General features: G+C 62.9%; 23 protein-coding genes and 1 pseudogene. 8 read left to right on the forward strand and 16 right to left on the reverse strand.

The genetic code is table 11. The annotated features are described in order from the left end of the window. On the reverse strand, positions 1-1,056 hold the full coding sequence (locus ACE4QZ_RS16020) for an AraC family transcriptional regulator (RefSeq protein ID WP_103469127.1): 1,056 nt from the start codon (positions 1,054-1,056) through the stop codon (positions 1-3). Positions 1,057-1,348: 292 nt separating this feature from the next. Between ACE4QZ_RS16020 and ACE4QZ_RS16025 the strand changes: the two genes are divergently transcribed. From ACE4QZ_RS16025 to ACE4QZ_RS16040, 4 genes and pseudogenes are all read left to right on the forward strand, one after another. Next, a complete protein-coding gene (locus ACE4QZ_RS16025; protein ID WP_410480093.1) occupies positions 1,349-2,776 on the forward strand; it encodes an APC family permease in 1,428 nt (475 codons plus the stop codon). A 36-nt stretch (positions 2,777-2,812) separates the two neighbouring features. Next, entirely contained in the window at positions 2,813-3,694 is an 882-nt protein-coding gene (locus tag ACE4QZ_RS16030; protein ID WP_103469129.1) for a phytanoyl-CoA dioxygenase family protein, read from the forward strand. 23 nt (positions 3,695-3,717) lie between these two features. Continuing rightward, on the forward strand, positions 3,718-4,134 hold the full coding sequence (locus ACE4QZ_RS16035; RefSeq protein ID WP_177410017.1) for an ester cyclase: 417 nt from the start codon (positions 3,718-3,720) through the stop codon (positions 4,132-4,134). Positions 4,135-4,228: 94 nt separating this feature from the next. Continuing rightward, positions 4,229-4,720 (forward strand): annotated as a pseudogene (locus tag ACE4QZ_RS16040) (flavin reductase family protein); the annotation flags it as partial. Between the two features lie 142 nt (positions 4,721-4,862). Here ACE4QZ_RS16040 and ACE4QZ_RS16045 read toward each other — a convergent pair. From ACE4QZ_RS16045 to ACE4QZ_RS16080, 8 genes are all read right to left on the reverse strand, one after another. Further along, on the reverse strand, positions 4,863-5,087 hold the full coding sequence (locus ACE4QZ_RS16045) for a helix-turn-helix domain-containing protein (RefSeq protein WP_197862837.1): 225 nt from the start codon (positions 5,085-5,087) through the stop codon (positions 4,863-4,865). Positions 5,088-5,161: 74 nt separating this feature from the next. Then, positions 5,162-6,064 carry a DoxX family protein gene (locus tag ACE4QZ_RS16050; protein ID WP_103469131.1) on the reverse strand — a complete coding sequence of 301 codons (903 nt, stop codon included), beginning with the start codon at positions 6,062-6,064 and terminating at the stop codon, positions 5,162-5,164. A gap of 12 nt (positions 6,065-6,076) precedes the next feature. Continuing rightward, positions 6,077-6,589: a GlcG/HbpS family heme-binding protein gene (locus ACE4QZ_RS16055; protein ID WP_103469132.1), complete on the reverse strand. Its 513-nt coding sequence runs from the start codon at positions 6,587-6,589 to the stop codon at positions 6,077-6,079. Between the two features lie 64 nt (positions 6,590-6,653). Further along, positions 6,654-7,139: a GlcG/HbpS family heme-binding protein gene (locus tag ACE4QZ_RS16060; RefSeq protein WP_232099724.1), complete on the reverse strand. Its 486-nt coding sequence runs from the start codon at positions 7,137-7,139 to the stop codon at positions 6,654-6,656. Between the two features lie 128 nt (positions 7,140-7,267). After that, positions 7,268-8,455, reverse strand: coding sequence for an L-dopachrome tautomerase-related protein (locus tag ACE4QZ_RS16065; protein WP_103469134.1), 1,188 nt, complete (start codon positions 8,453-8,455; stop codon positions 7,268-7,270). A gap of 26 nt (positions 8,456-8,481) precedes the next feature. Then, positions 8,482-9,870 (reverse strand): MFS transporter, encoded by a 1,389-nt coding sequence (locus tag ACE4QZ_RS16070; protein WP_103469135.1) that lies wholly within the window; start codon positions 9,868-9,870, stop codon positions 8,482-8,484. 61 nt (positions 9,871-9,931) lie between these two features. Further along, positions 9,932-11,134: a mandelate racemase/muconate lactonizing enzyme family protein gene (locus ACE4QZ_RS16075; protein WP_103469136.1), complete on the reverse strand. Its 1,203-nt coding sequence runs from the start codon at positions 11,132-11,134 to the stop codon at positions 9,932-9,934. 127 nt (positions 11,135-11,261) lie between these two features. Continuing rightward, positions 11,262-12,305, reverse strand: coding sequence for a LacI family DNA-binding transcriptional regulator (locus tag ACE4QZ_RS16080; protein ID WP_103469137.1), 1,044 nt, complete (start codon positions 12,303-12,305; stop codon positions 11,262-11,264). A gap of 206 nt (positions 12,306-12,511) precedes the next feature. Here ACE4QZ_RS16080 and ACE4QZ_RS16085 point away from each other — a divergent pair, with 206 nt between their 5' ends. The 3 genes from ACE4QZ_RS16085 to ACE4QZ_RS16095 all read left to right on the forward strand — a co-directional run bounded on the left by ACE4QZ_RS16085 (position 12,512) and on the right by ACE4QZ_RS16095 (position 16,397). Beyond that, the gene (locus tag ACE4QZ_RS16085; RefSeq protein ID WP_103469138.1) at positions 12,512-13,216 is read left to right on the forward strand and encodes a gluconate 2-dehydrogenase subunit 3 family protein; all 705 of its coding nucleotides are present in this window, start codon (positions 12,512-12,514) and stop codon (positions 13,214-13,216) included. 86 nt (positions 13,217-13,302) lie between these two features. Next, positions 13,303-15,078, forward strand: coding sequence for a GMC family oxidoreductase (locus ACE4QZ_RS16090; RefSeq protein WP_103469139.1), 1,776 nt, complete (start codon positions 13,303-13,305; stop codon positions 15,076-15,078). 11 nt (positions 15,079-15,089) lie between these two features. Further along, positions 15,090-16,397, forward strand: coding sequence for a c-type cytochrome (locus ACE4QZ_RS16095; protein ID WP_103469140.1), 1,308 nt, complete (start codon positions 15,090-15,092; stop codon positions 16,395-16,397). An 88-nt stretch (positions 16,398-16,485) separates the two neighbouring features. On the opposite strand, the gene ACE4QZ_RS16100 is transcribed toward ACE4QZ_RS16095, so the two are convergent. The 4 genes from ACE4QZ_RS16100 to ACE4QZ_RS16115 all read right to left on the reverse strand — a co-directional run bounded on the left by ACE4QZ_RS16100 (position 16,486) and on the right by ACE4QZ_RS16115 (position 22,071). Continuing rightward, complete coding sequence (locus tag ACE4QZ_RS16100; RefSeq protein ID WP_103469141.1) at positions 16,486-17,730, reverse strand: OprD family porin; 1,245 nt, start codon at positions 17,728-17,730, stop codon at positions 16,486-16,488. A 153-nt stretch (positions 17,731-17,883) separates the two neighbouring features. After that, a complete protein-coding gene (locus ACE4QZ_RS16105; protein WP_103469142.1) occupies positions 17,884-19,416 on the reverse strand; it encodes a UxaA family hydrolase in 1,533 nt (510 codons plus the stop codon). 65 nt (positions 19,417-19,481) lie between these two features. Continuing rightward, the gene (locus ACE4QZ_RS16110; protein WP_103469143.1) at positions 19,482-20,669 is read right to left on the reverse strand and encodes an L-talarate/galactarate dehydratase; all 1,188 of its coding nucleotides are present in this window, start codon (positions 20,667-20,669) and stop codon (positions 19,482-19,484) included. A gap of 16 nt (positions 20,670-20,685) precedes the next feature. Continuing rightward, a complete protein-coding gene (locus tag ACE4QZ_RS16115) occupies positions 20,686-22,071 on the reverse strand; it encodes an MFS transporter (RefSeq protein ID WP_103469144.1) in 1,386 nt (461 codons plus the stop codon). A gap of 281 nt (positions 22,072-22,352) precedes the next feature. On the opposite strand from ACE4QZ_RS16115, the gene ACE4QZ_RS16120 reads away from it, so the two are divergent. Then, on the forward strand, positions 22,353-23,390 hold the full coding sequence (locus ACE4QZ_RS16120; RefSeq protein ID WP_103469145.1) for a LacI family DNA-binding transcriptional regulator: 1,038 nt from the start codon (positions 22,353-22,355) through the stop codon (positions 23,388-23,390). Between the two features lie 12 nt (positions 23,391-23,402). On the opposite strand, the gene ACE4QZ_RS16125 is transcribed toward ACE4QZ_RS16120, so the two are convergent. The 3 genes from ACE4QZ_RS16125 to ACE4QZ_RS16135 are packed head-to-tail and all read right to left on the reverse strand — an operon-like array spanning position 23,403 to position 26,537. Continuing rightward, a complete protein-coding gene (locus tag ACE4QZ_RS16125; protein WP_247726818.1) occupies positions 23,403-24,332 on the reverse strand; it encodes an alpha/beta hydrolase in 930 nt (309 codons plus the stop codon). A 15-nt stretch (positions 24,333-24,347) separates the two neighbouring features. Beyond that, entirely contained in the window at positions 24,348-25,628 is a 1,281-nt protein-coding gene (locus tag ACE4QZ_RS16130) for an OprD family porin (RefSeq protein WP_103469146.1), read from the reverse strand. 39 nt (positions 25,629-25,667) lie between these two features. Continuing rightward, positions 25,668-26,537: an aldose 1-epimerase gene (locus ACE4QZ_RS16135; RefSeq protein WP_103469147.1), complete on the reverse strand. Its 870-nt coding sequence runs from the start codon at positions 26,535-26,537 to the stop codon at positions 25,668-25,670. Positions 26,538-26,611 lie beyond the last annotated feature (74 nt).

The following is a 26,611-nucleotide window of genomic DNA, read 5'->3' on the forward strand; positions in this document are numbered from 1 at the left end:
CTATTCCCCTAAGGATTCGGCGTAGCGAGCTTGATCCCTCCAGCGTTTCGGCGATTCACCAGTCCAACGATTAAACGCATGGGTGAAACTAGACGTCTCTGTATATCCAAGAAGCTCGGCGAGCTTCGATATGTTGATCGCAGTCTTTTCGAGGTAGTAGTAGGCCATCTCCTTGCGTACCGAGTCGAACAAGCCCGAAAAAGTTTGCCCTTCATCCTTGAGTTGACGAGTCAGCGTCCACACGGGAATCCCCAATCGGTCAGCAACTTGCTCAATACGCGGCACTCCTCCTGGAATCGAATCGATGATCTCAGAGCGTACTCGCTCGGCTGTCGTTAGCCGAACTGAGCCTGCGACCCGCAGTACACCAAAACTCTGCTGTGCGATCAAAAGCAGTTGCGGGTCAGCCCCAGGCATCGCTCGGGAGAGATCAGAAGCATTGAGGATGATCGCATTCGACGACTGTTCGAATCGCACGTCTGTCCGAAAAGCCTTCTGGTGATCCTGCCAGCACTCCGGCCTAGCATGACTGAAGTGAACCTCCAAGGGTGCCCAGCGCTCACCTAAAGCCCTACGCATCACATTGAAGACGTTCCCAAGCGTCATCTCAGCATCGTGGCGGCGACTGATGATAGTGCTGTCCAACAACCCATACTCCAGGCGAACTTTGCCCTGGAAATGATTGACCTTGAAAAAACTACGGCTCTGAAACTCGGGGAAAAATCGGCTCATGTTCAATAAGGCATCACCGAGTGTTGCAGACGAAAGCCCAACATATCCCCATAACCCCAGGTACTCGGGACGGTACTGATTACCCAGCCAGAGACCGAAATTATCGTTCTCCGTTAACGTCGCCGCCGTATCAACAGCCTTGAGAAAGGCCGGCAGCGAAATGGGTTGATTAGGGTCACCAAGCACGTCCGGATTTATCGCAGAGCGCTCGAATATGTCTTCAGCCTCTGCGCCCTGAAGGCGCAGGAAAGACGCGAATCCAGAAACCACAGCCCCCATCACGGTCGCGGGTCTTGAGGAATCTTGAGCAGTGGATCGGTACATTCAGACCTCCATCGTTACAGAGCCAAGCATTCCTGACTATGCAACTCGTATACCACCCCACGTAAGCCCAACCGGACAAGGCTCCGGGAATATCGAGGGGACAAAAGCGCACCATCCCCGTGCTCGATGCGCTATTTCGGTTCATTGGCTTGTGGACTGAAGACAACGAGTTGTCATATCAAAACAAGTTTTACTGGAGGGGATTTCTCGATACTGACATCAGCGTCGTGGCAGGCATCCAGCCTCTGTCCATGCACTCATGACCTGATAGCTAAAGATTGAGGAGGCTCCCATGGGAGAGGTTGAGAAGCAAAAATTAAAGGGGTCGCTTGGCGTCACCCCCATCGTGATGATGGTCGTGGCCACCGCAGCCCCCTTGACCGTGATGGTCGCCAACACACCGCTGATGGTGTCGCTGGGTAACGGCATCGCCGCTCCGGTGGATGCATTCATCGCAACCGTGATCATGTTTCTCTTCACGGTAGGCTTCGTTGCGATGTCCAAGTACATCTCCAATGCGGGGGCGTTTTATGCCTTTATTCAAAAAGGTCTGGGACGCTCAGTAGGCTTGGGTTCGGCGACCCTCGCCGTGGTTTCCTATGCCCTCATCCTTGTCGCGCTGCAGGGCTATATCGGCTACACGTCCGCCGCCGTTGTGAACGACTTCTTGGGAGTATCAGTACCTTGGTGGGTTTACTCCCTCATGGCGGTTGGCGTCATCGCTTGCCTAGGTTATCGAGATATTGAACTGAGCTCTAAGTTCCTCGGTATCGCCTTGGTGTTGGAGATCGCCGTCGTCATCCTGGTTGATATCGCAGTAATCCTCGATAAAGGCCCTACCGGTCTGGAGAGCGCATCCTTCCATCTCGACAACATCATCTCGGGCTCCCCAGGACTGGGAATTCTGTTCGCCATTTTCAGTTTCATCGGTTTTGAGTCCACCGTCATCTACCGAGAGGAAGCTAAAGACCCCGACCGTACAATCCCGCGAGCCACCTACACAGCGGTGCTTCTGGTTGGAGCATTCTATGTGATTTCAATGTGGTGTGCGGTCAGCTCTATCGGCAAGGACAACATCACAGCGTTCTCTGAGGCACACGGTGCTGATATGTACCTCGCAGTCACCGAGCACTACTTCGGCGTCCTCTTCATGGACGTGATGCATGTGCTGCTGATCACCAGCCTGTTCGCCTGTGCTCTGTCACTACACAACATCGTAGTGCGCTACAAGTACACCCTTGGAAGGTTCGGTGTACTGAATGACCGTTTTTCCAGCGTCCACCCGGAGCATGGCTCCCCACACGTTTCGTCAATCGTACTGTCACTCTTCAGCGTCATCGCCTTTGCCCTACTGATAGCCATAGGTGCTGACCCGGCAAGCCAGATCTATGCATGGGGTGCCATGGCCGGAACACTTGGCTATATGGCCATCCTCTCTCTGACCTGCGCGGCGGTGGTGGTGTTCTTCCGGCGGGAGCAGGTTCGGGGGCAAGTCTGGAAGATCCTCATCGCGCCTTCAGCAGGTCTGCTGGGCATCCTGGGATGCCTTTGGGTCGCCGTTTCCAACTTGCCCGATCTCATAGGTGGCGATAGTGCAAAAACGGTTTCGATCTTTGTCGTCTCGTTTCTCCTGGCCACCTTCGCCTTTGGCTTCTGGGTAGCGGAGCGTTTCCGAACCCGACATCCCGTTCGCTACGAGGCACTGCGCCAGTTGGCGTAACCCAGTCCCTTCACTGCATTCAAAGAGGAAATCAAAATGCTCATTAACCGCTTGCCCAATACCGCCACCATCGAAGAAGTCAGTAATTCCTTGAAAGAGCATGGGTACGTCGTGATCGATGAACTCGTGAGCGCTGATGTCATGGACAAGGTCGCCGCTGAGATGGGCCCGTACATCGACACCACGCCTTTCGGAGAGGATAAATTTGTAGGGTTCTCTACCCAGCGTACCGGCGCAATGATCCTCCGCTCGGAAACCTCGCGTGATCTGATCATGAATCCTTTGGTGGTTGGGGTGGCTGCTAGACACTTGAGTAAGGCTTCAACCTTCCAGTTGCACCTGACACAAGTGATCTCTGTACATCCGGGTTCGCCCGCCCAGGTGCTGCATCAGGATCAGCTGGCCTGGGACTTTTTCCAGTTCCCGAACGACTACGAGGTTCAGTGCAATACGCTGTGGGCGATGACGGATTACACCGCCGAAAACGGTGCTACTCGTATCGTTCCAGACAGCCAGTTCGCCGGGCCTGGCCAGAAGTACTCTCCGACAGCTGGCATTCCAGCGGAAATGAAGAAGGGCTCCGTCTTGCTCTACACCGGCAAGATCTACCACGGCGCTGGTGAGAACAAGAGCGACAAGGTTCGCCAGGCCTTGAACATCACCTACGCGGTAGGCTGGGTACGCCAAGAAGAAAACCAGTATCTGGCCACCCCACCAGAAGTAGCTCGTACTCTCCCTGACGATTTGCTGAAGCTGATGGGCTACCAGTGTGGATGCTTCGCCATGGGCTATGTCCGCGATTTTGAAGACCCGCTCGCTTACCTCAAGGGCAGTACCGAGCGTCGCTCCTCGGGCTTCAACGCCTTGAGTAGTACAGCGAACTCGAGCTCGGCTGCATATGCAGACTCTCTCATCTGATCACTCACTGGAAGGACTACCTCATGAGCACTATCGCCGAAACTGCCATGGCATTCTTTGAAGTCTGTGAGTCTGGCAAAGGATGGAAGGAGTGCCGCCATTACTGCCACGACGGCGCTGTATTCAACGTTCAAGCTGAGTCTCTTGAGGCGATGAAAACAGTTGAAGCATATAGCGACTCGATGCCGCATCTTCTCGAAATTTTGCCGGACGCACATTACGAACTGGTCAACGTTGCGACTGATGAAAAGCGTCAAACCGTTATCGCGTTTGCTCGGTTCTGCGGGACTCACACTGGTATCAATGAACCTGTACCAGCCACCGGCAGACCAGTAATTTCGGACTACGTTTTCGTCATGAGGTTGAAGGACGGCAAAGTGGCCGAGGTGACGAAGGTGTGGAACGACAGCCACGCGGGTAAGCAACTGGGCTGGGCGTGACGAAAAGCCTCCAGGCGCATCCCACGATATGCACCTGGAGGCCCGCCATGGATAAATTGTGCCAACAATATCAGCAGCGCGAAGGAACACGCCGATGCAAAGCTCGCCAGTAACCAAACTCAAGTATCCCCCCCAAATAGATCCCCGCGCATTTAGAAATGCGCTTGGTAATTTTCCAACTGGGGTAACCATCATGACCGCAGTTCTAGCAGGCAGAAAGGTGGGCGTTACGGCGAACAGCTTCAGCTCCGTATCGTTAAATCCGGCCCTCATCTTGTGGAGCATCGACAAGCGCTCCTCTAGCTATGAGGTATTCAGCCAAGCGTCTCATTTCGCGGTGAACATCTTGGCCGCCGAACAAATCGACTTATCTAACAGATTCGCCAGAAGTGGTGAGGAGAAGTTCGCCGCAGTCGAACATACCTGCGGGGCCGGGGGAGCCCCAGTGTTCTATGGGTGTTCTGCTCATCTTGAATGTGAGCTTTTTGGCCAAATCGATGCAGGCGACCACCATGTCATCCTTGGACAAGTCGTTGCATTCACCGATCACGGTAGAGCCCCCTTGGTGTTCCACAAGGGAGCGTACATTTCCTTAGCATCTGGATGAGATTTGTTGATTCCTTTTAGTCTTCAGGCCTCTGGAAAAACACACCTCGATGTATGTCGCCGGCCACACGCCTTTGGGACACGGCCGTTTTAACATGGTGCCTCGCCAGCAAATTTTCATCTCACCGAATGACGATCAACTTAATCAGAGCAAAGCGCAGCAAGCCATGCAGCGCAGACGGCAGCAGGCGTTTGAGCCCCAACACCTGGGCTGCCTGCAGCACCTTGCGACGCTTGCTGTCGGAAACGCTGCCGCGCTCGTTCAACACACGGTCGACGGTACTCAGGCTGACGCCAGCCAGTTGGGCGACATCCGCCATGCCTTGGCGACGGTCAATCTTGTCCACCTGGAAACATCCACTAACAAAAGGTGCGGAGTCTGCCATGGCTGTGCAAGTTTCGCCTACTCCGCTTGCCTTCTCTACTCGCGGGGACTGGCACCCTTAACGTTGAATGCCAACCACATCAAGCGACGCGGCATCCAGCCCCGACGCAACAACCAACCATCCAGCGAGAACTTGCCGGCCCCGGTCACCATCACCCCGGCAAACACCACCATCAGCAGCATCACGTACTCCCAGCCGCCCCCGCCCGGCGAAGCCCAGGCATAGCCCCGGCTCCACTCACCGCCGAAACCGACCGTAGCTACCAGGAAATACACCAGGCTCACAAATGCCCCCAGCCGTGCGAACAACCCCAGCCCGACGCTGACGGCACTGGCAAACTCGATGAGCCCGCCCAGCACCACGAAGTACGCCGCGACCTCACCCAGGCCAAAGCCCTGGAAGCCCGTCTCCAAGCGATGGAACCAGCCCAGCCCGGCGAAGATCTTCTCGGAACTGTGGCACAGCTCGTTCAGGCCGAAGTACATGCGCACGATCGTCGCCTGCCACAACAGCAACCCCAGCCAGGCCCCTGGCTTCTTGCGATCACGACGCAGGTCGCCGAGCACGCAGTCGGCGAACTGCAACAGCAACGGCACGGCGGCGATGCTCGCGACCCAGACCATGACAAGTGCATCGTTCATCGCCGCCACGCGCCAGGCAATCAGGAACGGCAGCAACGACAGCAGAAAGCCCGGGGCGAACGCCCTGGGGGTGATCAGCGCCGCACTGAACAAGGCGACGCACATCCACAGCGTGCTCGACCAGGCGGCGAAATCTGGCAACGTATGGTTGCCCCAACCACAATAGAGGGCGGCCACCAGAGTCGCCGCCAGCCCGGCCACGCTGAGTGCGTTGGGCATGCGCGACGGCTTGAGCAGACCGTAGTCGTTGGCATAAGCGCCCTCGACCACATCAAGGGAACGTACAGGACTGTTCATCACGAACCTCGATCAAGGGTGGCTGACAGGCAGGGTTTTCTCGAAGGCACGCGCAAGCTCCGTGGCCATGCGTTGCTCCTGGTCATCGCTGGCACCGCCGGCCACGCCCAAGGCACCGACTGCCTGGCCCTGCTGGCGGATCACCACCCCGGCGACGGCGGGCAGGATCCCGGGAATGCTGCCCAGCTGCAGGTTCTTCTGCCGCGCCAGGTCGTAGAACACCACGGTGTCGACGTCGTTGATCGCCGCCGAGTTAGCCTTCTTGATCGCCGCCTCGATGCAGCCTGGGGCGGCGCCGTCCATACGCTTGAAGGCCAGCAGGTAACCATTGGTGTCGGTCACCGCGATGCACGGGTGAGTGCCTTCGGCGCGAGCCTTGGCCACGGCGCTGTCGAGCAGCGCTGCCGCGCCGCCCAGGGACAGCTGAGTGGTGCCACGCAAGGCAGTGCCTTCACTGGCCTGGGCCCATGGCGCAGCAAACAGAGTGAGGCCAGCCAGGAGCAGGCGCCGGAAATAAACGTTCATCTGCAATTCCTTTTCAATCGATCCAGATTGGCCCTCCGCGCATTCGCACAGAGGGCCACGGCCATCAGCGGAAGGTCGCCGCCACGTCTTCGGCGAGTTTCTGCTCGGTCAGGTCGGTGGCACCGCTTACGCCAACGCTGCCGACCACATTGCCACCGTGCTTGACCACTACCCCGCCCACTGCCGGCAGGATGCCGGGGATGGTGCCGATGGCCAGGTTCTCTTTGCGCGCCAGGTCATAGAACGTGATGGTGTTGATGGCAAAGCGCGCTGCCGAGGTGGCCTTGGCAATCGAGGCCTCGACGCAGCCGGCATATGCACCCTGCATACGGGTGAAGGCCAGCAGGTGGCCGTCGGCATCGGTGACCGCGATGCAGATCTTCATGGCCCGGCTGGCGGCCAGCTCGGTGGCTTGCTGCGTCAACTGCAGGGCAGCGGCGGTGGACAGGTTTTCCTGGGCCACCACCGTCGGCGCCGGGCTGGCGGCCTGGGCAGAAGTCGCCATGGCAAAGGCAAGGGACAAGGCGGCGATGGTCATTGTTGTTTTCATCGGTACATCTCCTGGTTGGTGCCCTGTGCGTGTTTGCGCAGGGCTGGCTGAATGCGGGCGCAGGGGCGCCCTGCTCGCGAGCCGCAGGGGCTCGCAAGTGCATCAAGTGGGTTAATGGGGTAAGTGGATCAGCGGGCGACGGTGGTCAGCGGCTTGCCGACCACGGCCGGGACTTTCTCGCGCCCCCCCAGGGCTGCCGGCAGTTGCACCTTGTAGATCATGAATGGCCGCACGATCGCGTCCTGGCCGCCAGGACCACGGTTGGAGGCCAAGCGCGCACTCTGCGGCACCGGGATATAAAGCTCGCGCTGGTCGGAAATGATCATCGCATCCGGGTTCCACAGCCGCGGGTCTTCGGCGACCACGCGCAGCGTGCCGTCCGGCGCGTACACCGACACGCGCGGCCGGTCATACTCGCCCAGGTAGACGTTGCCGGCACTGTCCATCGCCGTGCCAGTCAGCGGGCTGGTGTCATGCACGAACTCGACCTGCTTGCCCAGCTCCGCTTCGCTGATCCGCGTGTCGCGCAACGCTGCGGTCGGCACCCGCCACAACGGCCCGCTCAGCGGCTGGTAGTACAGCCATTGGCCGTCGGGGCTGATCTCGATAGGGTCGGAATGCACCTGGTGATCGCTGCCGTCAGCCAGCAATAGCGGCTGGCCGTTTTCACCGATCGGCCGGCGTTCGGGCGCCATCTGCGTCGACGGATGCCCGGCCAGGCGGCGCACGGCTTCACCGGTTTTCAGGTTGACAACGATGATCGCGCCCAGGCCCGAGTCGGTCACATAGGCATGCTCGCTGTCCAGGCGCAGGTCGTTGAGGTGGGCGCCGGCCGGCAACACGCTGGCGGGCAGGCTGATGCTGCGCAGCAACTTGCCGTCGCGGGTGTCGAACTGCAGGATCTTCTGCCCGGGGTTGATGCCTTTGGGCCCGGCATCCTCGCCCTGGTCGATGGCCCACAGGGTGTCGTCGTCGAAGATATGGATGGTGTTGATCTTTACCAGCGCCGCAGCACTCGGCTTGCCCGGTGCCCAGGCATTCCACTGCCCGCCCGGGAACGGCTTGAGGCTGCCGTCGGGCAGCACCTCGGCGATCGACGGGGTTTTCTCGAAGCCTGGCCAGCGCGGCAGGCCGACGAACAGGCGACCACCGGAAGTCAGTGCCACGGCGTTGCACAGCCAGTCCAGGCGAGCGACCTCGGTCAGCGGCTGGCCGCTGGGCGGCAGGTCCTGCGCCTGTACCAGCGGGGTGCAGGCAAGGCCGAGGGCAAAACCGGCAATGCGCAATGCGCGGGAGGTACGTCCTGATGTATTCATTGTTATTGTCCTTGTCAGTAATAAAGTCAGCGCGCAGTAGCAGGCTTGAGCGATGGCGCGGGCCGGTCGCGGTCTTGCGGGTTCGAGTTGTCGTCGGGGCGTTGCAGCGGGCCGACAATGAGCAGGTAGCTGACGAACGCACCCACGGCATTCAGCGCGACATACACCAGGGCACCATTGAACGAGTGCATCGACTGCACCATGTAGCCGATCACCACCGGGGTGACGATGCCGGCCAGGCTGCCAAAGGTGTTGAAGATCGCGCCATTCATGCCGATGCTGTCCTTGGGCGAGACATCGGCGATGATCGCCCAGCCCAGCGCGCCCACGCCCTTGCCGAAGAACGCCAGGGCCATGAACAGCACGATCAGCAGGTTGGTTTCCACGTAGTTGCACAGGATCATGCTCATCGACAGCGCCATGCCGATGAAGATCGGCAGTTTGCGCGCCAACGTCAGCGACATCCCCTTGCGCAACATCCAGTCCGAAGCCATGCCGCCGGTAATCCCGCCCACAAATCCGCAGATGGCTGGCACCGCCGCCAACAGGCCGGCATCCAGCAACGACAGCCCGCGCTGCTGCACCAGGTACACCGGGAACCAGGTGAGGAAGAAGAACGTCAGCGTGCTGATGCAGAACTGCGCCAGGTAGATGCCGAGGAACATGCGCTGGCGCAGCAGGCCACGGGCGCGCGTCCAGGTGTCGCGCCAGCCCTGCCCTGGCGGCCGGCTGCTAGCGTGCTCGCGCAGGCTGGCCCCGCCCAGGCGCATGGCCTCGAGTTCCACCGCCGTCAGCGTCGGGTGCTCGACTGGCGCCTTGATCCGGCGAATGAACACCACGCCCATGGCGACGCCCGCCACGCCCATCACATAGAACACCCACGGCCAGCCCCAGCGGGTCGAGACCCACGCCAGCAATGGTGTGAACACCACCGCAGCGAAGTACTGGGACGAATTGAAGATCGCCGTCGCGGTGCCACGTTCGGCCGTGGGGAACCACATCGAGACGATCTTGCTGTTGGCCGGAAAGCACGGTGCCTCGGCAGCGCCGACCAGAAATCGCAGGGCGAATACGGCGACGAAGGCCAGGCCCACCGGCATCATCGCGACAGTGCCAATCAACCCGGTGAACAGCGACCAGGCGACGATCGCCAGCCCCAGCACGCGAATGCTGCCGAAGCGGTCGATGGCCAGGCCACCCGGCAGTTGCAGGAGCATGTAGGCCCAGGCGAAGGCCGAGAACAGCCAGCCCATCTGGGCATGCCCCAGGCCCATTTCATCGGCCAGGCTGGCGCCGGCGATGGACAGCGTGGCGCGGTCGCCCTGGTTGATGATCATCATCACGAACAGCAGGGCAATGACTTCATGGCGCCGGTGTTCGGCGATGAAGCGGCGCAGAGAATGTATTTTTTTCATTGTATTCTCGATACCGGTTTGCAAGCGCGAGCAACCTGGGAGGCTGCCGCGCAGCAATCAGTCAGCAGTGGGTTTCACGCACGATCGCATCGGTACGCAGGCGCACTTCAGGCCGCAGTGCCGTGCCCAGGCCAGGCCGTTGCGGTGCCAGGGCGAAGCCGCCATCGATCTGCGGAAGCTGGGTAACCAGTTCGCCATACCAGCTCGACAGCGATGCCCGCACCACTTCCTGAAGCACGGCCGTGGGCGCATGCAGTCCAAGGTGCAAGCCGGCGAACAACGCCACCGGGCCGGTGCAGTCGTGGGGCGCCAGCGGCTTGTTGTAGGCCTGCGCCAGCGCGGCGATCTTGCGCGCTTCGGTGAAACCGCCGCACCACACCAGGTCGAGCATCAGGTAATCGAGGCTGTCGGCCTTGAGCAGGTCACGGTAGGCCGTACTGCCGCCCAGGGTTTCGCTGGCGCAGATCGGCACCCGGGTACGCTTGCGCAGGTCGGCCAGGGCCTGGGCGTCGTCCATCTTGCACAGCGGGTCTTCCACCCAGTACACGTCAAAGGCTTCCAGCGCCTGGCAGATGCGCAGGGCTGCCGTGGTGTCCCACAGGCTGTGCAGCTCGCACATGATCTCGATACGGTTGCCCACCGCCGCGCGAATCTGGCGGAACGCTTCGCAGCCCTTCTGCACCTCGTCCAGGCTGATGGTGTTGGCCCCGGGCTGGCGGGCGAACTGGTCGAACGGCCAGATCTTCATGGCCGTGTAGCCCTCCTCCACCAGGCTGATCGCCAGGGCGCCGGCGTCGCGGCTGAAGGCCAACTGATCGTCATAAGGGCCCTGGGCGCAGTCGCTTGCGCTGATCTCGCGGCGGGCACCCTGCTGGGTGTTGAATTCGTAGCCGGCGCAGGTGTTGTACACCCGGATGCGCTCGCGGCAGGCACCGCCGAGCGCTTCATGGATGGGGATACCGTGGCGCTGGCCCTTGAGGTCCCACAGGGCGATGTCCACAGCGCTGGCGGCGCGGATTTCGGCGCTGGCGCTGTGGTAACCGACGTAGGGCGTGGTGAGTTCCAGGGAGATTGCTTCGATCTGCCGTGAGGCGCGGCCGATCAATCCTGGGGCGATGAGTTCGTGGATGGCCGCCTCGACGGTGGCAGCACCACGAAAGGTTTCGCCCAGGCCGATCAGGCCTTCATCGGTTTCGATCTCCAGCCAGAGCAGCTTGGGGCGTTCGGGCAGGCGCAGGGTTCTAACACAGGTGATCTTCGACATTGTTCTTGTCCTGAGTCCATTCCAGCAAATGGTATCGTTACCATTTCCGCTAAAAAACCTAGCGCATCCAGAAATACAGGACAAGAGGATTTAGAAAAAAGTTTGCCGAAGCGTGAAAATGTTAACGTTAACTTTCCAGCGTCTGAGTGCTCTCGCGCTGCACCAGGCTGAAGCCGATATCAACGGTCGCGGGCGATTGCGCATCGCCGCCCAGGCGCTCCAGCAACATCCTGGCGGCCGTGTCGCCCATCAGGGTGCCGTCGATACGTACCGTCGACAAGGCCGGGAAGGTGTGCGCAGCGAAGGCCATGTCACCAAAGCCCATTACCGCCAGTTGCCCGGGCACCGCGATGCCGCGGGCGGCCGCTTCGGTCAGCACGCCCTGGGCAATGGTGTCGGAGGTGCACACCACGGCGCAAGGGCCTTCGCTATCGACGGCGGACTGCTCGAGCAGCACGCTCAGGCCTTCACGACCCTGGGCCAGGGACGGCAGGCCCTGCCAGGTCTGGCGCTGGACGTCGGTGATGCCCTGCTCGGCCAGGGCCTGGACGAAACTGTCGGCACGGCGCAAGCCACGCGGGTCGTCAACGGCCAGCAGGGCGAAGCGTCGGTAGCCTTGGCCCACCAGCTGCCGCGCCACCTCGCGCCCGGCCTGTTCGTGGGAAAACCCGACCAGCATGTCGATCGGCTCGGCAGACAGGTCCCAGGTTTCCACCACCGGCACGCCAGCCGCGCGCAGGCGGTTGCGGCTGAGGCTGGTGTGCAGGGTGCCGGTGAGGATGATGCCGTCCGGGCGGCGGCTGAGGATCACCTCCAGCAGCTCCTGCTCCTGCTCGGTCTGGTAGCCCGAGACGCCCAGCAGCACCTGGTAGCCAGCCTTGATCAGGCGCTCGTTGATGGCCTGGAAGGTGTCGGAGAAGATCGGGTTGGTGACCATCGGCACCACCACCGCCACCAGCCGCGTGCGGCTGGACTTCAGCGCGCCGGCCAGGCGGTTGTGCACGTAACCGGTCTGCTCGATGGCCCGGCGCACCTTGAGGCGGGTCGGTTCGCGCACGGTGTCCGGCTGGTTGAGGTAGCGCGACACCGTCATCGGCGCGACGCCGGCCAAGCGCGCCACATCGCTCAAGGTGACTGCCGCACGCACCTGCCCTTTGCCGTCTGAAGCCATACCCGCCCTACCCCGTGGATGCACCGTTGCTGAAGTCGGGCAAGAGTAGCCTGCGACAATCTTGAAGGAAACCCGTCAAAACAGTCATGGCGCGGGCCGTCGCTGCGCCCCTAGACTCGCCCCGCCAGCCACAAGGCCGGCCCCATAACAATAACGCACGCGTCGCCAGTGCCCCTTGGCCGACGCACGTCCTGAGGATGATGGACATGAATCGACGTGAAGCCCTGATCTCACTCGTTCAAATCAGCGCCCTTGGCGCCATCGGCAGCGCCAGTGCCGGCGTGCTCGCCAGCGACCGCCCGCGGGCCAGCGGCACCCACGCCGACGCCCTGCCCCAACCGCCGAAATCCGGCGCCCTAGCCTACCTCACCTCAGACGAAGCCCGGGAAGTGGCGGCCATCTTCGACCGCCTGATCCCCGAGGACGAACTGGGCATGAGCGCCAGCCAGGCCGGCTGCGTGGTGTTTATCGACCGGCAACTGGCCGGGCCCTACGGCCAGGCCGCCAGCACCTACCGCCTCGGCCCCTACGTGCAGGGAACGCCCGAGCAAGGGCCGCAGTTCAGGCTGACGCCTGCGCAGCGCTACCGCGATGGCCTGGCGCGGCTCGGTCAGTACTGCCAGCAGCAGCATGCCCGGCCGTTCAGCGGCCTGACCGGTGAACAGCAGGATGCACTGCTGCGAGCGATGGAAGCCGGTACTGCGCCCCTGGATGCCGACTTCTTCGCACTGCTGCTGCAGAACGTGCGCGAAGGCTACCTGGCCGACCCCATGTATGGCGGCAACCGCGACATGGTGGGCTGGCGGCTGATCGGCTTCCCCGGCGCCCGCTACGACTATCGCCCGTATCTGCACAGGAAAGGCCTGCCGCTCGACCTGGAGCCGGTGAGCCTGCTCGACCGGGCAGGCTGAGTCCACCCGGACCTTCCCCCCAATTTTGCGCGAGGCAGCCCCGTGGCCCTGCCGGCCCCCGCCTGCGCGCGCCCCAAGGAATACAGATGAAAACGACAAGAGCCAAAGCGGACGTGGTGGTGATCGGTCTGGGCTGGTCCGGCTCGATCATCGCCGAGGAACTGGCCCGGGCCGGACTCAAGGTGGTGGCCATCGAGCGTGGTGCCTGGCGCGACACCGCCACGGACTTTCCGCCCTCGGTGGACACCGACGAACTGCGCTGGGCCACCCGCAAGGAAATCCTCCAGCCGCCGCGCCTGGAGACCTACACCGTGCGCAACCACGCCGGCCAGCAAGCCCTGCCGGTGCGCGAGTGGAGCAACCTGACCCTCGGCAACAACGTTGGCGGCGCCGGTACCCACTGGGCCGCCGCGTCCTGGCGTTTCAACCCGTTCGACTTCGAGCCGTACAGCAAGACCGTGGAGCGCTACGGCAAGCAGCAACTGGTGCCGGGCCTGCAGGTGCAGGACTGGGGTGTGACCTACGCCGAACTCGAACCCTTCTACGACCGCTTCGAGCGCATCGCCGGCACCAGCGGCAAGGCCGGGGTAATCGAGGGCCAGGTGATGCCCGGCGGCAACCCTTTCGAAGGTTCACGCAGCCGTGAATTCCCGACACCGCCACTGGTGCCCAGCCACTGGAATGACATCTTCACCCACAAGACCACCGAGCTGGGCTACCACCCCTTCCCGGTCCCCGCCGGCACGATCTCCCAGGCCTACGTCAACCCGCTGGGCGTGCGCATGGGCCCCTGCACCTATTGCGGCTACTGCCAGCTGTTCGGCTGCGGCAACTGGTCCAAGAGCAGCCCCAACGCCTGCGTGGTGCCGGCGCTGATGCGCCACCCGAGCTTCGAACTGCTGACCGAAACCGAAGTACTGCACATCAACAAGTCCGCCGACGGCAAGACCGCCACCGGGGTCAGCTACATCGACAAGCACGGCATGCAGGGTGAACAGCCCGCCGACATCGTCATCGTCGCCGCCTACCAGCTCGACAACGTGCGCCTGATGCTGCTTTCGGGCATCGGCGAGCCCTATGACCCGCGCACCCGCCGTGGCGTGATCGGGCGCAACTACAGCTTCCAGACACTCTCCTACGCCTACCTGTGGTTCGAGCAGGAGCACCTCAACCCGTTCATCAACACCGGCTGCCTGGCCATCCAGATCGACGACTTCAACGCCGACAACTTCGACCACAGCGGCCTGGGCTTCATTGGCGGCGCGGGCATCCAGTCGCTGTCCAACAGCGGCCTGCCGATCGGCATGGCCGGCGTGCTGCCCAAAGGCGCGCCGACCTGGGGCAAAGGCTGGAAGCAGGCCTTCCGGCACAGCTACCAGAACTGGGCGATGATCCAGGGCCAGGGCACCAGCTATGCCCACGAGGACATGTACTTCGACCTCGACCCGACCTACAAGGACAACTACGGTCGGCCACTGATGCGCATGACCTTCGACTACAACCTCAACGACAAGCGCTCGGGCGAGTTCATCCGCAAGCAGTGCGATCGGATCGCCCAGGCCGTCGGCGGCCAGCACATCGAGTCCTACAACTTCGCCGCCGACCACTACACGCCGTTCCGCGCCAACGACTCCTCACACACCAATGGCGGTGTGGTGATGGGCACCGACCCGCGCACCAGTGCCCTGAACCGCTTCCAACAGTGCTGGGCAGCGCACAACGTGTTCGTGCTCGGCGCCTCGTCGTTCCCCAACAACGCCGGCTACAACCCCACCGTGACCATCGGCGCCCTGGCCTTGTGGACGGCCAAGGCGATCATCGAGCAATACATCAAGAACCCCGGCCCGCTGGTGCAGGCGTGAAAGGAGCTGCCATGAAGACCAAGACCTTGCTGGCCAGCTGCATCGCGCTGGCGCTGGCCGGCCTCGCCGCCGCCGTGCTGCACAGCAACGACAGTGCCGCTGACAACGTCGCCGATGACCAACTGACTGGCGCCGACACCCTTGCGGTCGACCCTGCCGCCGTCGCCCGCGGCGCGTACGTTTCGGCCCAGGCCGACTGCGCCGCTTGCCACACCACGCCAGGCGGCGCTCCATTCGCGGGCGGCTACGGGTTGCAGACGCCCTTTGGCGTGATCTACTCGACCAATATCAGCCCCGACCCGCAGACCGGCATCGGCCGCTGGACCGAGCGCGACTTCTTCCGTGCGGTGCGCCATGGCCAGCGCAAGGACGGGCAACGGTTGTACCCGGCCATGCCCTACAACGCCTACGTCAAGATCAGCGACGCCGACCTGCACGACCTGTGGGCGTACATGCGCACAGTGCAACCGGTGCAGCAGGCGCCCACGCCCAACACCCTGGCTTTCCCGTTCAACATTCGCCAGACCCTGCTGGGCTGGAATCTGCTGTTCTTCGACAACACCCCGTTCGTGCCACAGCCCGAACAGTCCGCACAATGGAACCGCGGGCGCTACCTGGTTGACGGCGCCGGCCATTGCGCGGCCTGCCATACGCCGAAGAACCTGCTCGGTGGCGACACCGGTCGTTACCTGCAGGGTGCCGAGCTGCTCGACAGCTACGCGCCGGAGATCACCGGCGACCGTTATCGCGGGTTGGGCAGCTGGAGCGCGGAGCAGATAGCGGTCTACCTCAGGACCGGGGCCAACCACCAGGCGATCGCCTCGGGGCCGATGGGTGAAGCGGTCGAATTTTCCACTCAGCACCTGAACGACCAGGACCTGGCTGCGATCGCCGAATATCTCAAATCAGTCGACGGCTCGAAGACCACCCCGCCACCCGCCATTGCCGCCAGCGAACCGATCATGCAGCGCGGTGCGCAGGTGTACGAGCTCAATTGCATGGCCTGTCATAATGTCAGGGGCGAAGGCCTGCCCGGCATGGTCACGGGCTTTGCCGACAACCCCGGAATCCGCACACCCAGTGGTGCGAACCTGGTGAGCACGGTGCTCAAGGGCGGCCAGGCGGTGGTCACCGAAGGCAACGTCACCGGGGCCGGCATGCCTTCATTTGATTGGAAGCTCAGTGACAGCGACATCGCCGCCGTGCTGACCTATGTGCGCAATAGCTGGGGCAACGCCGCCCCCGAGGTCGAGGCTCAGGCGGTAGCTCGCACACGGGAGCACCTTGGCCTGCAGCCGACGATGAAAAATCATTTCTGAGTCCGCCATTGAAAAAAAGGCCGGTAAAAGACTTTACCGGCCACACCGCCAATACCCGGCGGCTACTCCTCGTACATGACTTGAGCAATCAGAACAGCGGCAAGGTGTAACTCACGATCAGCCGGTTCTCATCGATATCGCGTTGATAGTTGGAACGCAGCGCCGCGTTGCGCCACAGCACGTTGACGTTCTTCAGTGGCCCGGACTGGATGGTGTAACCCAGGTCGGTGTCGCGCTCCCACTCGCGCCCTTCCCCGGCGAAGGTGGCCGGGTTGGCATGATCGGCATGGTTATATCGGGTCGAGAACGTAAGTCCCGGAATACCCAGGGCGACGAAGTCGTAGGCATAGCGCAGCTGCCAGGTGCGCTCGCCGGTTTCCATGAAGTCGGCGGCCATCATGTAGTTGGTCAAGTAGGCGTCGGTGCCGACTAGGTAAGGCATGGCCGTGGAGCCGGACAGGCCCTGGTAGGCGACGCCGAAGGTGTGCCCGGCTTGGCTGTAACTGAGCAGCACATTGAGCGTGCGGTTGTCGACCGGGCCGGCCAGCGCCTCGCCCTTGTCGTCGCTTATGAAGTAGCGCGCATCCAGGGCCAATTTGCCAGGGCCCAGCGCGGTGCTGCCGAGCAGGCCGAAATAATGTTGGCCGTAGATCTCGTCGAGCTCACCGTATTGGTAGCTGAGGCTCAAGTTGGGGTTGACCACGAAGTCCACACCGCCCATGCGAAAGTCGTCAGCCTCGGGCGTGCCGCTGAAACGCCGGTTCTTATTGACCAGGCTCATGGCCTCTGTGTGGGAATAGTCACGCTTGGTGGTGCGGTCGATCTGCGCGTAGGTGAAAGTCAGGCTATCCAACTCTTTGGAGGTGAGCACACCGCCCTGGAAGGTCTGCGGCAGGATGCGTCCGGTGCTGGAGGCGATGGTCGGGTACTTGAGCAGCTGGGTGCCGATCTTCAGTTCGGTCTTCGACAGCCGCGCCTTGGCGGTGATGCCGAACTTGCTGTACTGGTCCGGGGCGCGACCGTCGTCGCCGACCGGCAGCAGGCCAGTGCCGCTGCGGCCAGGGCCTGAATCGAGCTTCAGGCCGAGCATGCCGAGGGCATCGACGCCGAAACCGAGGGTGCCGGGGGTGTAGCCGGAGCGGAAGTCGAGGATGAAGCCTTGGGCCCATTCTTCGCGCTTGGAAATGCCCGCGTCTTCGCGGAAGTCGCGGTTGAGGTAGAAGTTCTGGGCTTTCAGCGAGGCCTGGCTATCTTCAAGGAAACCTTGGGCGTGGGCCGGGAGCGTAGCGGACAGCAGGATGGCAGCGGGCAGCGTCTTGTTGTTTTTATGCATGACAGGTCCCTTGGCCGGGTTTCGCACCGGCCATTGTTGTTGTGATTTTCCGAGAGGGCCCTTTCGCGGCTAAAGCCGCTCCCACAGGGACTGTGCAGCCCCTGGGATCAAGGTGAATCCTGTGGGAGCGGCTTTAGCCGCGAAGAGGCCGGGTCAGGCGAGCACGCCTATCTGCCACGGGCAGAATTCATCCTCGCCCAGGCCGTTGAGTTCGCTCTTGGTTGCCTCCCCCGAGGCATGGGCGAGCAGGCGCTCGAAGATTTCCTGGCCCATCTGGGCGATGGTCTTGTCGCCGTCGATGATCTGCCCGCAGTTGATGTCCATGTCGTCGCTCATGCGCTGGTACATGGGCGAGTTGCTTGCCAGCTTGAAGGTCGGCGCCGGCACCGAGCCAAAGCACGAGCCGCGGCCGGTGGTGAAGGCGATCAGGTTGGCACCGCCGGCGATCTGGCCGGTGGCCGAGACCGGGTCGTAGCCGGGAGTGTCCATGAATACCAGCCCGTGGGTCTTCACCGGGTGGGCATACTCGTACACGTCCATCAGCGGCGCGTTGCCGCCCTTCTTCGCGCCGCCCAGGGACTTTTCCAGCACGTTGGCCAGGCCACCGGCATTGTTGCCGGGGCTGACCCGGCCATTGATCTGGGTATCGCGGCCGCGGTTGTACTCCAGCCACCACTCGATGCGCTCGATCAGCTTTCGGCCCACCGCCGGGGTGGCGGCGCGGGCAGTCAGGGTGTGTTCGACACCGAAGATTTCCGAAGTCTCCGAAAGGATCGCGGTGCCGCCATGGCGCACCAGGATATCCACCGCCGCCCCCAGCGCCGGGTTGGCCGAAAGGCCGGAGAAACCATCTGAACCACCGCACTGCATGCCGATCATCAAGTGCTCGGCGGACACCGGCTCGCGCCGCGCCTGGTCGGCCTTGGGCAGCATGCCTTCGATCAGCGCGATGCCCTGGTCGGTGGCGCTCTTGACCCCGCCAACGTCCTGGATCACCAGCTTCTTCAGCATATCGCCTTCCACGAGCCCTTCCTGCTCGAAGAAGCCATGGATGTTGTTGCGCTCGCAGCCCAGGGCAATTACCACCGCGCCCACGGTGTTGGGGTGTTTGATGTAGCCAGCGATGGTGCGCCGCAGCAGGTCCATCGGCTCGCCGGTCATTTCCATGCCGCAGCCGATTTCGTGCACATAGGGCACCACGGCATCGATGTTGGGGAAGCCGGCCAGGCGGCGCTCGTCGAAGTGGTTGGCGATCTTGCGCGCCACCGTGGCGCCGCAGTTGCCAACAACGAACACGCCCAGGTAATTGCGCGTGGCCACGCGGCCGTCCTCGCGGACGATGCCTTGGAAGGTCGCGCGCTGTTCGGCCGGCAGCAGGTCGGTGGGGATGTAGTCCAGGCCGTAGCGGTAGTCGCGGTCGGTTTCGCCGAAGGCGATGTTGTGGCTGTGCATCCAGGTGCCAGGCGGCAGGTCCTCGGCGGCATAACCGATCACCGTGTTGTACTTGAGCACCGGCTCGCCCTTGGCGATCAGCCGGGCAGCGACCTTGTGCCCCAGCGGCACGGCTTGCTGGGTGGTGACACCTTCACCGGTGATGGCGGTGCCGGCAGGGATTTCGATACGCGCGACCACGACATTGTCGGCGGCATCGAGGCGAATGACTGGACTGACTTCACGGTGACTCATGGTGTTTTCCTGTGGGTGTTGTCACCCATGGCGGTGGCGACACAAGCGCCACCGCCATGGCTTGCTCAAGGGCGTTTGCCGAACTCGATGCTGTGCTGGGTCCAGGCCAGGGCCTGTTCGCTGAGGGAGAAGCCCAGGCCCGGGCGATTGGGTACCCACATGCGGCCTTCACGCAGCTCCAGGCGCTCGTTGAACATCGGCTCGAGCCATTCGAAATGCTCCAGCCATGGCTCTTCCGGGTACGCCGCGGCCAGATGCAGGTGGATTTCCATGGCGAAGTGCGGCGCCAGCTTCAGGCCCTTGAAGCTGGCCAGACTCATGATCTGCAGGAACGGCGTGATACCGCCGACCCGCGGCGCATCGGGCTGGACGAAATCGCAGGCGTTTGCGGTGATCAGCTGGGCGTGCTCGTTGAAGCTGGTGAGCATCTCGCCGGTGGCGATGGCAGTGTCCAGCGATGCGGCCAGGGCGGCGTGGCCCTCGACGTCAGCACTGTCCAGCGGCTCCTCGATCCAGGTCAGGTCGAACTGTTCGAGCTTGCGGCAGAAACGCTGGGCGGTGACGCGGTCCCATTGCTGGTTGGCGTCGACCATCAGCGGGAAGCCTTCGCCCAGTTGCTCGCGCACCGCCTGCACGCGATTGAAGTCGATGCTGGTGTCCGGCTGGCCGACCTTGATCTTGATGCCGCCGATACCATTGCCACGGGAGGTCTGTACGTTTTCCAGAACCTTTTCCAGCGGCGTCGACAGGTAGCCGCCGGAGGTGTTGTAGCACTGCACCGAGTCGCGGTGAGCGCCCAGCAGCTTGGCCAATGGCAAGCCGGCGCGCTTGGCTTTCAAGTCCCACAGGGCGATGTCGAACGGCGCGATGGCCTGGGTGGTCAGGCCGCTGCGGCCCATCGAGGCACCGGCCCAGAGCAGCTTGTTGTAGAGCTTGGCGATGTCGTTGGGGTCCTCGCCCAGCAAGGTCGGGGCAATTTCCTGGGCGTGGGCGTACATGCCTGGGCCACCGGCGCGCTTGGAGTAACCGAAGCCGATGCCTTCATGGCCTTCGCGGGTGCGGATCTCGGCAAAAATGAACGCGATTTCGGTCAGCGGCTTCTGCCGCCCGGTCAGTACCTTGGCATCGCTGATTGGCGCGCCGAGCAGCAGCACGGTGTACGACAGCTTGATCCAGGCGATGCTGTCAGTGGTCGCTGGCCCAGGTTGCAGGGCGGCGATCTTCGGGTCGATGTAGACGTTGCTTTCGATCATGGCGTGGTCCTCTGAATCACTGAGCATTGGCCGGTTTGCCGGTCAGGTCGGAGAGCTGCAAACGCTGGATGCGGCCGACGATCACCAGGTAGGAGAACGCCGCCAGTAGGCCGTGGGCGCCGACATAGATGAGTGCGCTGTTGAACGAGCCGCTGGAGTGCAGCAGGTAGCCGATCACCACCGGAGTGACGATGCCGGCGGTGTTGCCCAGGGCGTTGAACACGCCGCCGGTCATGCCGATCATTTCCCGCGGCGCGGTGTCGGCCACCACGCTGAAACCGAGGTTGCCAAAGCCCTTGCCGAAGAACGCCAGGCTCATCACCGCAATCACCAGCCACTGGGCATCGACGTAGTTGCACAGCATCATGGTCGAGCTCAGCAGCACGCCGGTGATGATTGGCGTTTTACGGGCAATGCTCAGAGACTTCGTGCGGCGCAGCAGGTAGTCAGAGAAGAAGCCCGACGACACCGCGCCGATCAGCCCGCACAGGGCCGGAATCGAAGCGACAAGGCCAGCCTGGAGGATGTCGAAGCCACGCTCCTTGACCAGGTAGATCGGGAACCAGGTGACGTAGAACCAGGTGACCGCACTGACGCAGTACTGACTGATGAACATGCCGATCAGCATGCGGCTCTTGAACAGCAGGCCGACTTCCGCCAGCGAGCTGCGGCGCTTTTCCTTGGGCAGCGAGGCCTGGGCTTCGAGGTCGACCAGCGCTTCACCCTTGCGCAGGTAGTCGAGTTCCTCGCCATTCATCTTTGGGTGGCTGACCGGCAGGTAGTAGTTTTTCCACCAGATCGCGGCGATGCCGAAGCCGACGATGCCCATGACGATGAACACGTATTCCCAGCCGAAGGCGTAGCACAGCCAGCCCATGAACGGGGTGAAGAACGCCAGCGAGATGTACTGCGCACTGTTGAAGATGGCCCCGGCCATGCCCCGCTCTGCCGACGGGAACCAGGACGCGATCACCCGCGTCGAGGCCGGCCCCACTGGCGCCTCGGCCACACCCAGCAGAAAGCGCAGAGCCAGCAGCAGCGGCACGATCATGCCGACGAAGTGCACCAGACCCATGCACACGGTAAATGCCGACCACACGCAGATGGCCAGGGCCATGGTTTTCTTCGAGCCGAAGCGGTCAGCCAGCCAGCCGGAAGGGATCAGGAAGATCACGTAGGCCCAGCTGAAGATGGAGAACAGGTAGCCCATTTCCACCGAGCTGATGCCGAGCTCCTTGCTCATGTCGGAACCGGCCACCGACAGGGCGGCGCGATCACCGCTGCTCAGGGCCAAGACCATGGTGATCAGGGCCAGGATCAAATAACGATAGCGGGTAGCCGTGGTGGACGCGGCCACGGCGCCAGGGGCAGGCCCGGCGGCGTAGGTGTCGTGGTTGTGCATCGCGGTAGCCTCATTGTTTTTATTGGCGTCGTGCAGGGCCTTGCACCGGCACCTGCTTCGGATTCTGGCAGCTCGCAGCCCTTTTGAAGAGCTGATTCCGACCAATGACAGCGTTATCAAATGACAGCGCTGTCATTAATCCTAGGCCTGAGCTGGCGGGCTTTGCAAATCGCTGTTCGCAGTGAATTCCCATGCATTGGGAATTAGCAGGAAATGCAAAAAAACGCGCGCCGTTCCGGTAGAATCGGCAATATGCTCAAAGCTCCCGTCCAGAGGCCCCCATGCTGGAAACGCCCGCTACCGTCGCTGATCCGAAACCACTGCTGGCTGCCCCTGCCACCCTCGATGACGTGGCGAAGATGGCCAAGGTCTCGCCCATCACCGTTTCCCGAGTGATCAACCGGCCGGAACTGGTGTCGGAGAAAACCCAGAAAAAGGTGCGCAATGCCATCCGCAAGACCGGATATGTGCCGAACATGCTCGCGGGCGCCCTGGTTTCGCAGCGCAGTCGGCTGGTCATTGTGGTGGTGCCGAACATCGCCAACCGTGCCTTCGTCGACACCATCACCCAGCTCGGCCAGCGCCTGGCCACGGCACGCTACCAGTTGCTGCTGAGCCAGTCAGACCTGGCAAACAGCAGTGAAGCGGAACTGATCGATGCGATACTCGCCCGCCGCCCCGACGGCATCGTGCTGACCCGCCAGCTGCAAAGCCCTGAAGCGCGGGAAAAGCTGATCGCCCGTGGCATTCCGGTGGTGGAAACCTGGGAGCTGGCGCAGGACCCGATCGACACTGTGGTCGGTTTTTCCCACGAGGCCGTCGGCCAGGCCATGGCCGAGCACATCATCGAACGCGGCCACTGCCGCGTCGGCCTGGTCTGGAGCGACGACGCCCGCGCCACCCGACGGCGCCAGGCGTGTACCGATACCCTGCGCAAGGCAGGCGTCAAAGTGGTCGCCTGCGAGCTCGAAGCCGTGCCGGTGGATATGGGCCACGGCCGTGAAGCCATGGCCCGGCTGCTGGCGGCCAAGGTGCCGATGGATGCAGTGATCTGCAGTATCGACCTGCTCGCCCAGGGGGTCATGGCCGAGGCCCAGGCCAACGGCCTGCGGGTGCCTCAGGACCTCGCAGTGATGGGTTTTGGCAACCTGGAATTCGCCGCACACACCCATCCGCGCTTGAGCACGGTGAATGTTGACGGCGGGCGCATTGGCTTGCGTACGGCAGAGTTGCTGCTGCAGCGGATCGAAGGCAGCCTGGGGCGTGGGGAACAGGTGGAAGATGTGGGCTTCAACCTGGTGGTTCGCGAAAGCACCTGAGGGCTGCGCGCGTCAATCGCCAGCCCAGCGCTGCAGCTGCGCCGCCATGTGATCCCAGGCCTGTTCGACTTCGGCCACCCCGAATGCCCGCAGGCTTGAGTGCACCATGCCCTCGCCCACACAAGCACGGGCCGCCACGCCCGCCGCCGCCAGCGCATCGACATAGGCCAGCCCGTGATCGCACAGCGGGTCGACTCGCGCCACCAGCACCAACGCCGGTGCCAGCCCGGAAAAGTCTTCAGCTTCCAGCGGCATGGCGCAGGGGTCATTACGCTGCGGCGCTGCGGGCACGAAGCCTGCCAATGACTTCATCAACCCCGCCACCGTCATCATCGGCGCCTCGGCCTGTTCGCGCATCGATGGCAAGTGCTGCCGAGCCGTCAGCACCGGATACACCAGCAACTGCCCCCGCGGCTGCTCCAACCCGTCACGGCGCAATGCCATGCACAAGCCCGCAGCCAGCGTGCCACCCGCGCTGTCCCCCGCCACCATCAGGCACGCCGTGCTGAGACGGGGGTCGACAACCCCGGCCCGTAAACCGAGCCATGCGTTCAGGCAGTCCTCCAGCGGCGCCGGATAGGCATGCTCCGGCGCCAGCCGGTACTCCACGGCGACGATCGCCAGTGGCACCCGCCGCGCCAGGGCATGGGCAAACCAGTCATGGGTGTCGAGATTGCCCAGGTCCCAGCCGCCGCCGTGCAGGTACAGCAGCGTCGGCCACCCCCCGGGCGGCACTGCGCCCGGGGGGGTGTAACAGCGCAGGCGCAAGCCCTCCAGGTCGATATCGGCAACCTGCCAGCCCGCCGGCCGCGGCGGCGTGCAGGCAAGGCAGGCAGCGAGAAAGGCTTCGCGCCGGGCCGCCAGGCTGCCGTCATGCGGAGCGAAGCGTTGGCTGTTGTCGATGTAGGCCTGCATGGCAGGGTCGAGCGGACGGGATACCACGGGCAATCCTCCAGGTCAGAGCAAAGGCAAGGTGTAGGCGATGATCACCCGGTTTTCATCACGCCGGCCGGTGGCATCGCCCTGCAGTTGGACGTTGCGCCAGCGCAGCGCCAGGTTCTTCAGGGGCCCGCTCTGGATCACGTAGGTAATGTCCACATTGCGCTCCCATTCGCTGCCGTCCTCGCCGGCCACCTTGAAGTTGTCGCCCTTCACGTAGCGGGCGAATGCCGTCAGCCCCGGTACACCAAGGGCAGCGAAGTCAAGGTCGTAGCGGGCCTGCCAGGAGCGCTCTTGGGCGCGGTCGAAGCGCAGCACCTGCACGGCGTTGGCCACCCCGGGCAAGTCGGTGTCGTGGATGAACGGCAAGGCACTGTCGCCAGCGTTGTACTGGTAGCCAAGGCGGAACGTCTGGGCACGCAGGTTGGCGCTGAGCATTGCCGAAGTCATGCGGCTGTCGAGCTGGCCGGCCTTTTCGCTGCCGGATTCGCCGGTGTCGAGGTAGTTGAGCGTGCCGGAGAGGTTCCAGTCACCGGCCTTGAGGGTGTGGGTGCCGGTGTACAGGGTTTGCTGGTAGACATCCGCCAGGCGGCCGGTCCATACCCCCAACGAGGTTTGCGGCGTGGCGCGCCAGGTGCCACCGAGGTAATCGAAGCGGTCGCTGAACACGCTGTAGTAGTTGCCCACCTGGATATCCCGGGCCCCGGCGAACTCGCGCTGATTGACCTTGCGCATTTGGCCCAGGCCGATATCGACGTTGTCCAGTTCGCGAATATCCAGCATCGCCCCTTCGAAGAACTGCGGCAGCAGGCGTGCGTCGCCAGAACTGACCAGCGGAATCTTCGGGAACAGCCCGCCCACCTTGAGCTCGCTCTTCGAGTACTTGAACTTGACCGCCGCCGTGGCCTCGGAGAACTCGTCCACCGAGCGCGGGTCGGCATTGCGCGGCCCGCCGGCGCGATTGTAGGCCCCGGGTAGCAGCGCAGTGCCGCTGCGCGAGGGCGACGAGTCGAGCTTCAGGCCGAGGCCTGCGTATACATCCACGCCCACCCCGACAGCCGTATCGGTATAACCCGACTCGCCCTTGAGAATGAAGCCCTGGGCCCACTCCTCCAGCTTCGACTGGGCAGGTTTGGTCGAATCGCGCAGGTCGTGGTTGTAGTAGAAGTTGCGAAAGGTCAGGTTGGCCTTGCTGTCTTCGAGGAATGCTCCCTGAGCATACAGCGGGCCGAGCCCGAGCAGCAGGGACAAGGGTTTTGCAACGCGAGCAAAGCCCGCTCCAGTCGAGGAGTGTTTCATTGTTGTTGTGCTCTTCTTATAGGTATGTGAGGTGTTGCGTTAGCGGTGTTGCCAGGTGAATTCGAGGGTGGCCTCCAGGCGCTGGCCCGGGGCGAGTTCATGGGTGCCGGTTTCGGCCCAGCTGTCGCGGGGCTGGTTGAACGCGTCAGCCAGATGCGATACCGGCTCCAGGCACAGGTACGCGCTGCCGACCGGGGCGAATGCGACGAAGTGGTTCAGCACCGGCGAGGCCTGAAGGTGCACATGGCCATTGGCGTAATCGATCTGCATCTGGCCATTCCAGCGTGATTGGTAATGCGCGAGCGGTTCGCCGGCATCCGCATTGATCGACCAGTCCCTGGCGCCCTCCTGGTACGCGCCGGTCGCCATGTACTCCCCATCGATCTGCCACTCGCGCCCGGTGCGGTACTGCACGCGCATGCCGGGGTGGCGCTGGAAGTACGGGTGCAGCCCGAGGCCGCCAGGCATGGGCGTTTGCCCCAGGTTTATCAGCACCAAGGTGATGCGCAGGCGTGCGCCGTCGAGTGCGAAGTGCTGTTCGGCGCGAAACGCCCAGGGCCAGTGCTCGCCTAAGTAGTCGCAGGTGATGCTCAAGCGATCGCTGCCGCTGTCCACTACCTGCCAAGGCTGGGTGTGGCTCACGCCATGCAAGGTATGGGGCAGTGCCGCCGGATGTGCGGGCAACGCGTACTCGGTGCCGGTGAACTGCAACCGCGCGTTGCGGATGCGGTTGGAGTACGGCATCAGCGGGTAGGCGCCAGCCCGTGGCCAGTCCAGCGGGTTGAACCGGTTGGCGTTGATCGGCAGCAGGATGTCCAGCCCCTCGGCATTGAGGTGGGCGATGCGCCCGCCCCAGGCCGGCAGCACGCCCAGCGACCAGGTGGCATTGCTCAGAACCACGGTGTGCATAGAACCTCCAATGCCATTTTCAGGCATGCACAGCCTCTGCCGCCGTGCCGAGGCCCGGCGGTGAGGCGTTAACG

Origin of the sequence: Pseudomonas sp. DCA-1 (genome assembly GCF_046523955.1) — a bacterium.
GTDB classification, from domain to species: domain Bacteria; phylum Pseudomonadota; class Gammaproteobacteria; order Pseudomonadales; family Pseudomonadaceae; genus Aquipseudomonas; species Aquipseudomonas putida_Y.

Coding starts and splice junctions, on each gene's coding strand:
- ACE4QZ_RS16090 (WP_103469139.1), top strand. CDS start 13,303: ATGAAAACGACAAGAGCCAAAGCGGACGTGGTGGTGATCGGTCTGGGC.
- ACE4QZ_RS16055 (WP_103469132.1), bottom strand. CDS start 6,589: ATGAACGTTTATTTCCGGCGCCTGCTCCTGGCTGGCCTCACTCTGTTT.
- ACE4QZ_RS16135 (WP_103469147.1), bottom strand. CDS start 26,537: ATGCACACCGTGGTTCTGAGCAATGCCACCTGGTCGCTGGGCGTGCTG.
- ACE4QZ_RS16120 (WP_103469145.1), top strand. CDS start 22,353: ATGCTGGAAACGCCCGCTACCGTCGCTGATCCGAAACCACTGCTGGCT.
- ACE4QZ_RS16115 (WP_103469144.1), bottom strand. CDS start 22,071: ATGCACAACCACGACACCTACGCCGCCGGGCCTGCCCCTGGCGCCGTG.
- ACE4QZ_RS16110 (WP_103469143.1), bottom strand. CDS start 20,669: ATGATCGAAAGCAACGTCTACATCGACCCGAAGATCGCCGCCCTGCAA.
- ACE4QZ_RS16085 (WP_103469138.1), top strand. CDS start 12,512: ATGAATCGACGTGAAGCCCTGATCTCACTCGTTCAAATCAGCGCCCTT.
- ACE4QZ_RS16065 (WP_103469134.1), bottom strand. CDS start 8,455: ATGAATACATCAGGACGTACCTCCCGCGCATTGCGCATTGCCGGTTTT.
- ACE4QZ_RS16100 (WP_103469141.1), bottom strand. CDS start 17,730: ATGCATAAAAACAACAAGACGCTGCCCGCTGCCATCCTGCTGTCCGCT.
- ACE4QZ_RS16060 (WP_232099724.1), bottom strand. CDS start 7,139: ATGAAAACAACAATGACCATCGCCGCCTTGTCCCTTGCCTTTGCCATG.
- ACE4QZ_RS16035 (WP_177410017.1), top strand. CDS start 3,718: ATGAGCACTATCGCCGAAACTGCCATGGCATTCTTTGAAGTCTGTGAG.
- ACE4QZ_RS16075 (WP_103469136.1), bottom strand. CDS start 11,134: ATGTCGAAGATCACCTGTGTTAGAACCCTGCGCCTGCCCGAACGCCCC.
- ACE4QZ_RS16105 (WP_103469142.1), bottom strand. CDS start 19,416: ATGAGTCACCGTGAAGTCAGTCCAGTCATTCGCCTCGATGCCGCCGAC.
- ACE4QZ_RS16025 (WP_410480093.1), top strand. CDS start 1,349: ATGGGAGAGGTTGAGAAGCAAAAATTAAAGGGGTCGCTTGGCGTCACC.
- ACE4QZ_RS16050 (WP_103469131.1), bottom strand. CDS start 6,064: ATGAACAGTCCTGTACGTTCCCTTGATGTGGTCGAGGGCGCTTATGCC.
- ACE4QZ_RS16095 (WP_103469140.1), top strand. CDS start 15,090: ATGAAGACCAAGACCTTGCTGGCCAGCTGCATCGCGCTGGCGCTGGCC.
- ACE4QZ_RS16080 (WP_103469137.1), bottom strand. CDS start 12,305: ATGGCTTCAGACGGCAAAGGGCAGGTGCGTGCGGCAGTCACCTTGAGC.
- ACE4QZ_RS16070 (WP_103469135.1), bottom strand. CDS start 9,870: ATGAAAAAAATACATTCTCTGCGCCGCTTCATCGCCGAACACCGGCGC.
- ACE4QZ_RS16020 (WP_103469127.1), bottom strand. CDS start 1,056: ATGTACCGATCCACTGCTCAAGATTCCTCAAGACCCGCGACCGTGATG.
- ACE4QZ_RS16130 (WP_103469146.1), bottom strand. CDS start 25,628: ATGAAACACTCCTCGACTGGAGCGGGCTTTGCTCGCGTTGCAAAACCC.
- ACE4QZ_RS16030 (WP_103469129.1), top strand. CDS start 2,813: ATGCTCATTAACCGCTTGCCCAATACCGCCACCATCGAAGAAGTCAGT.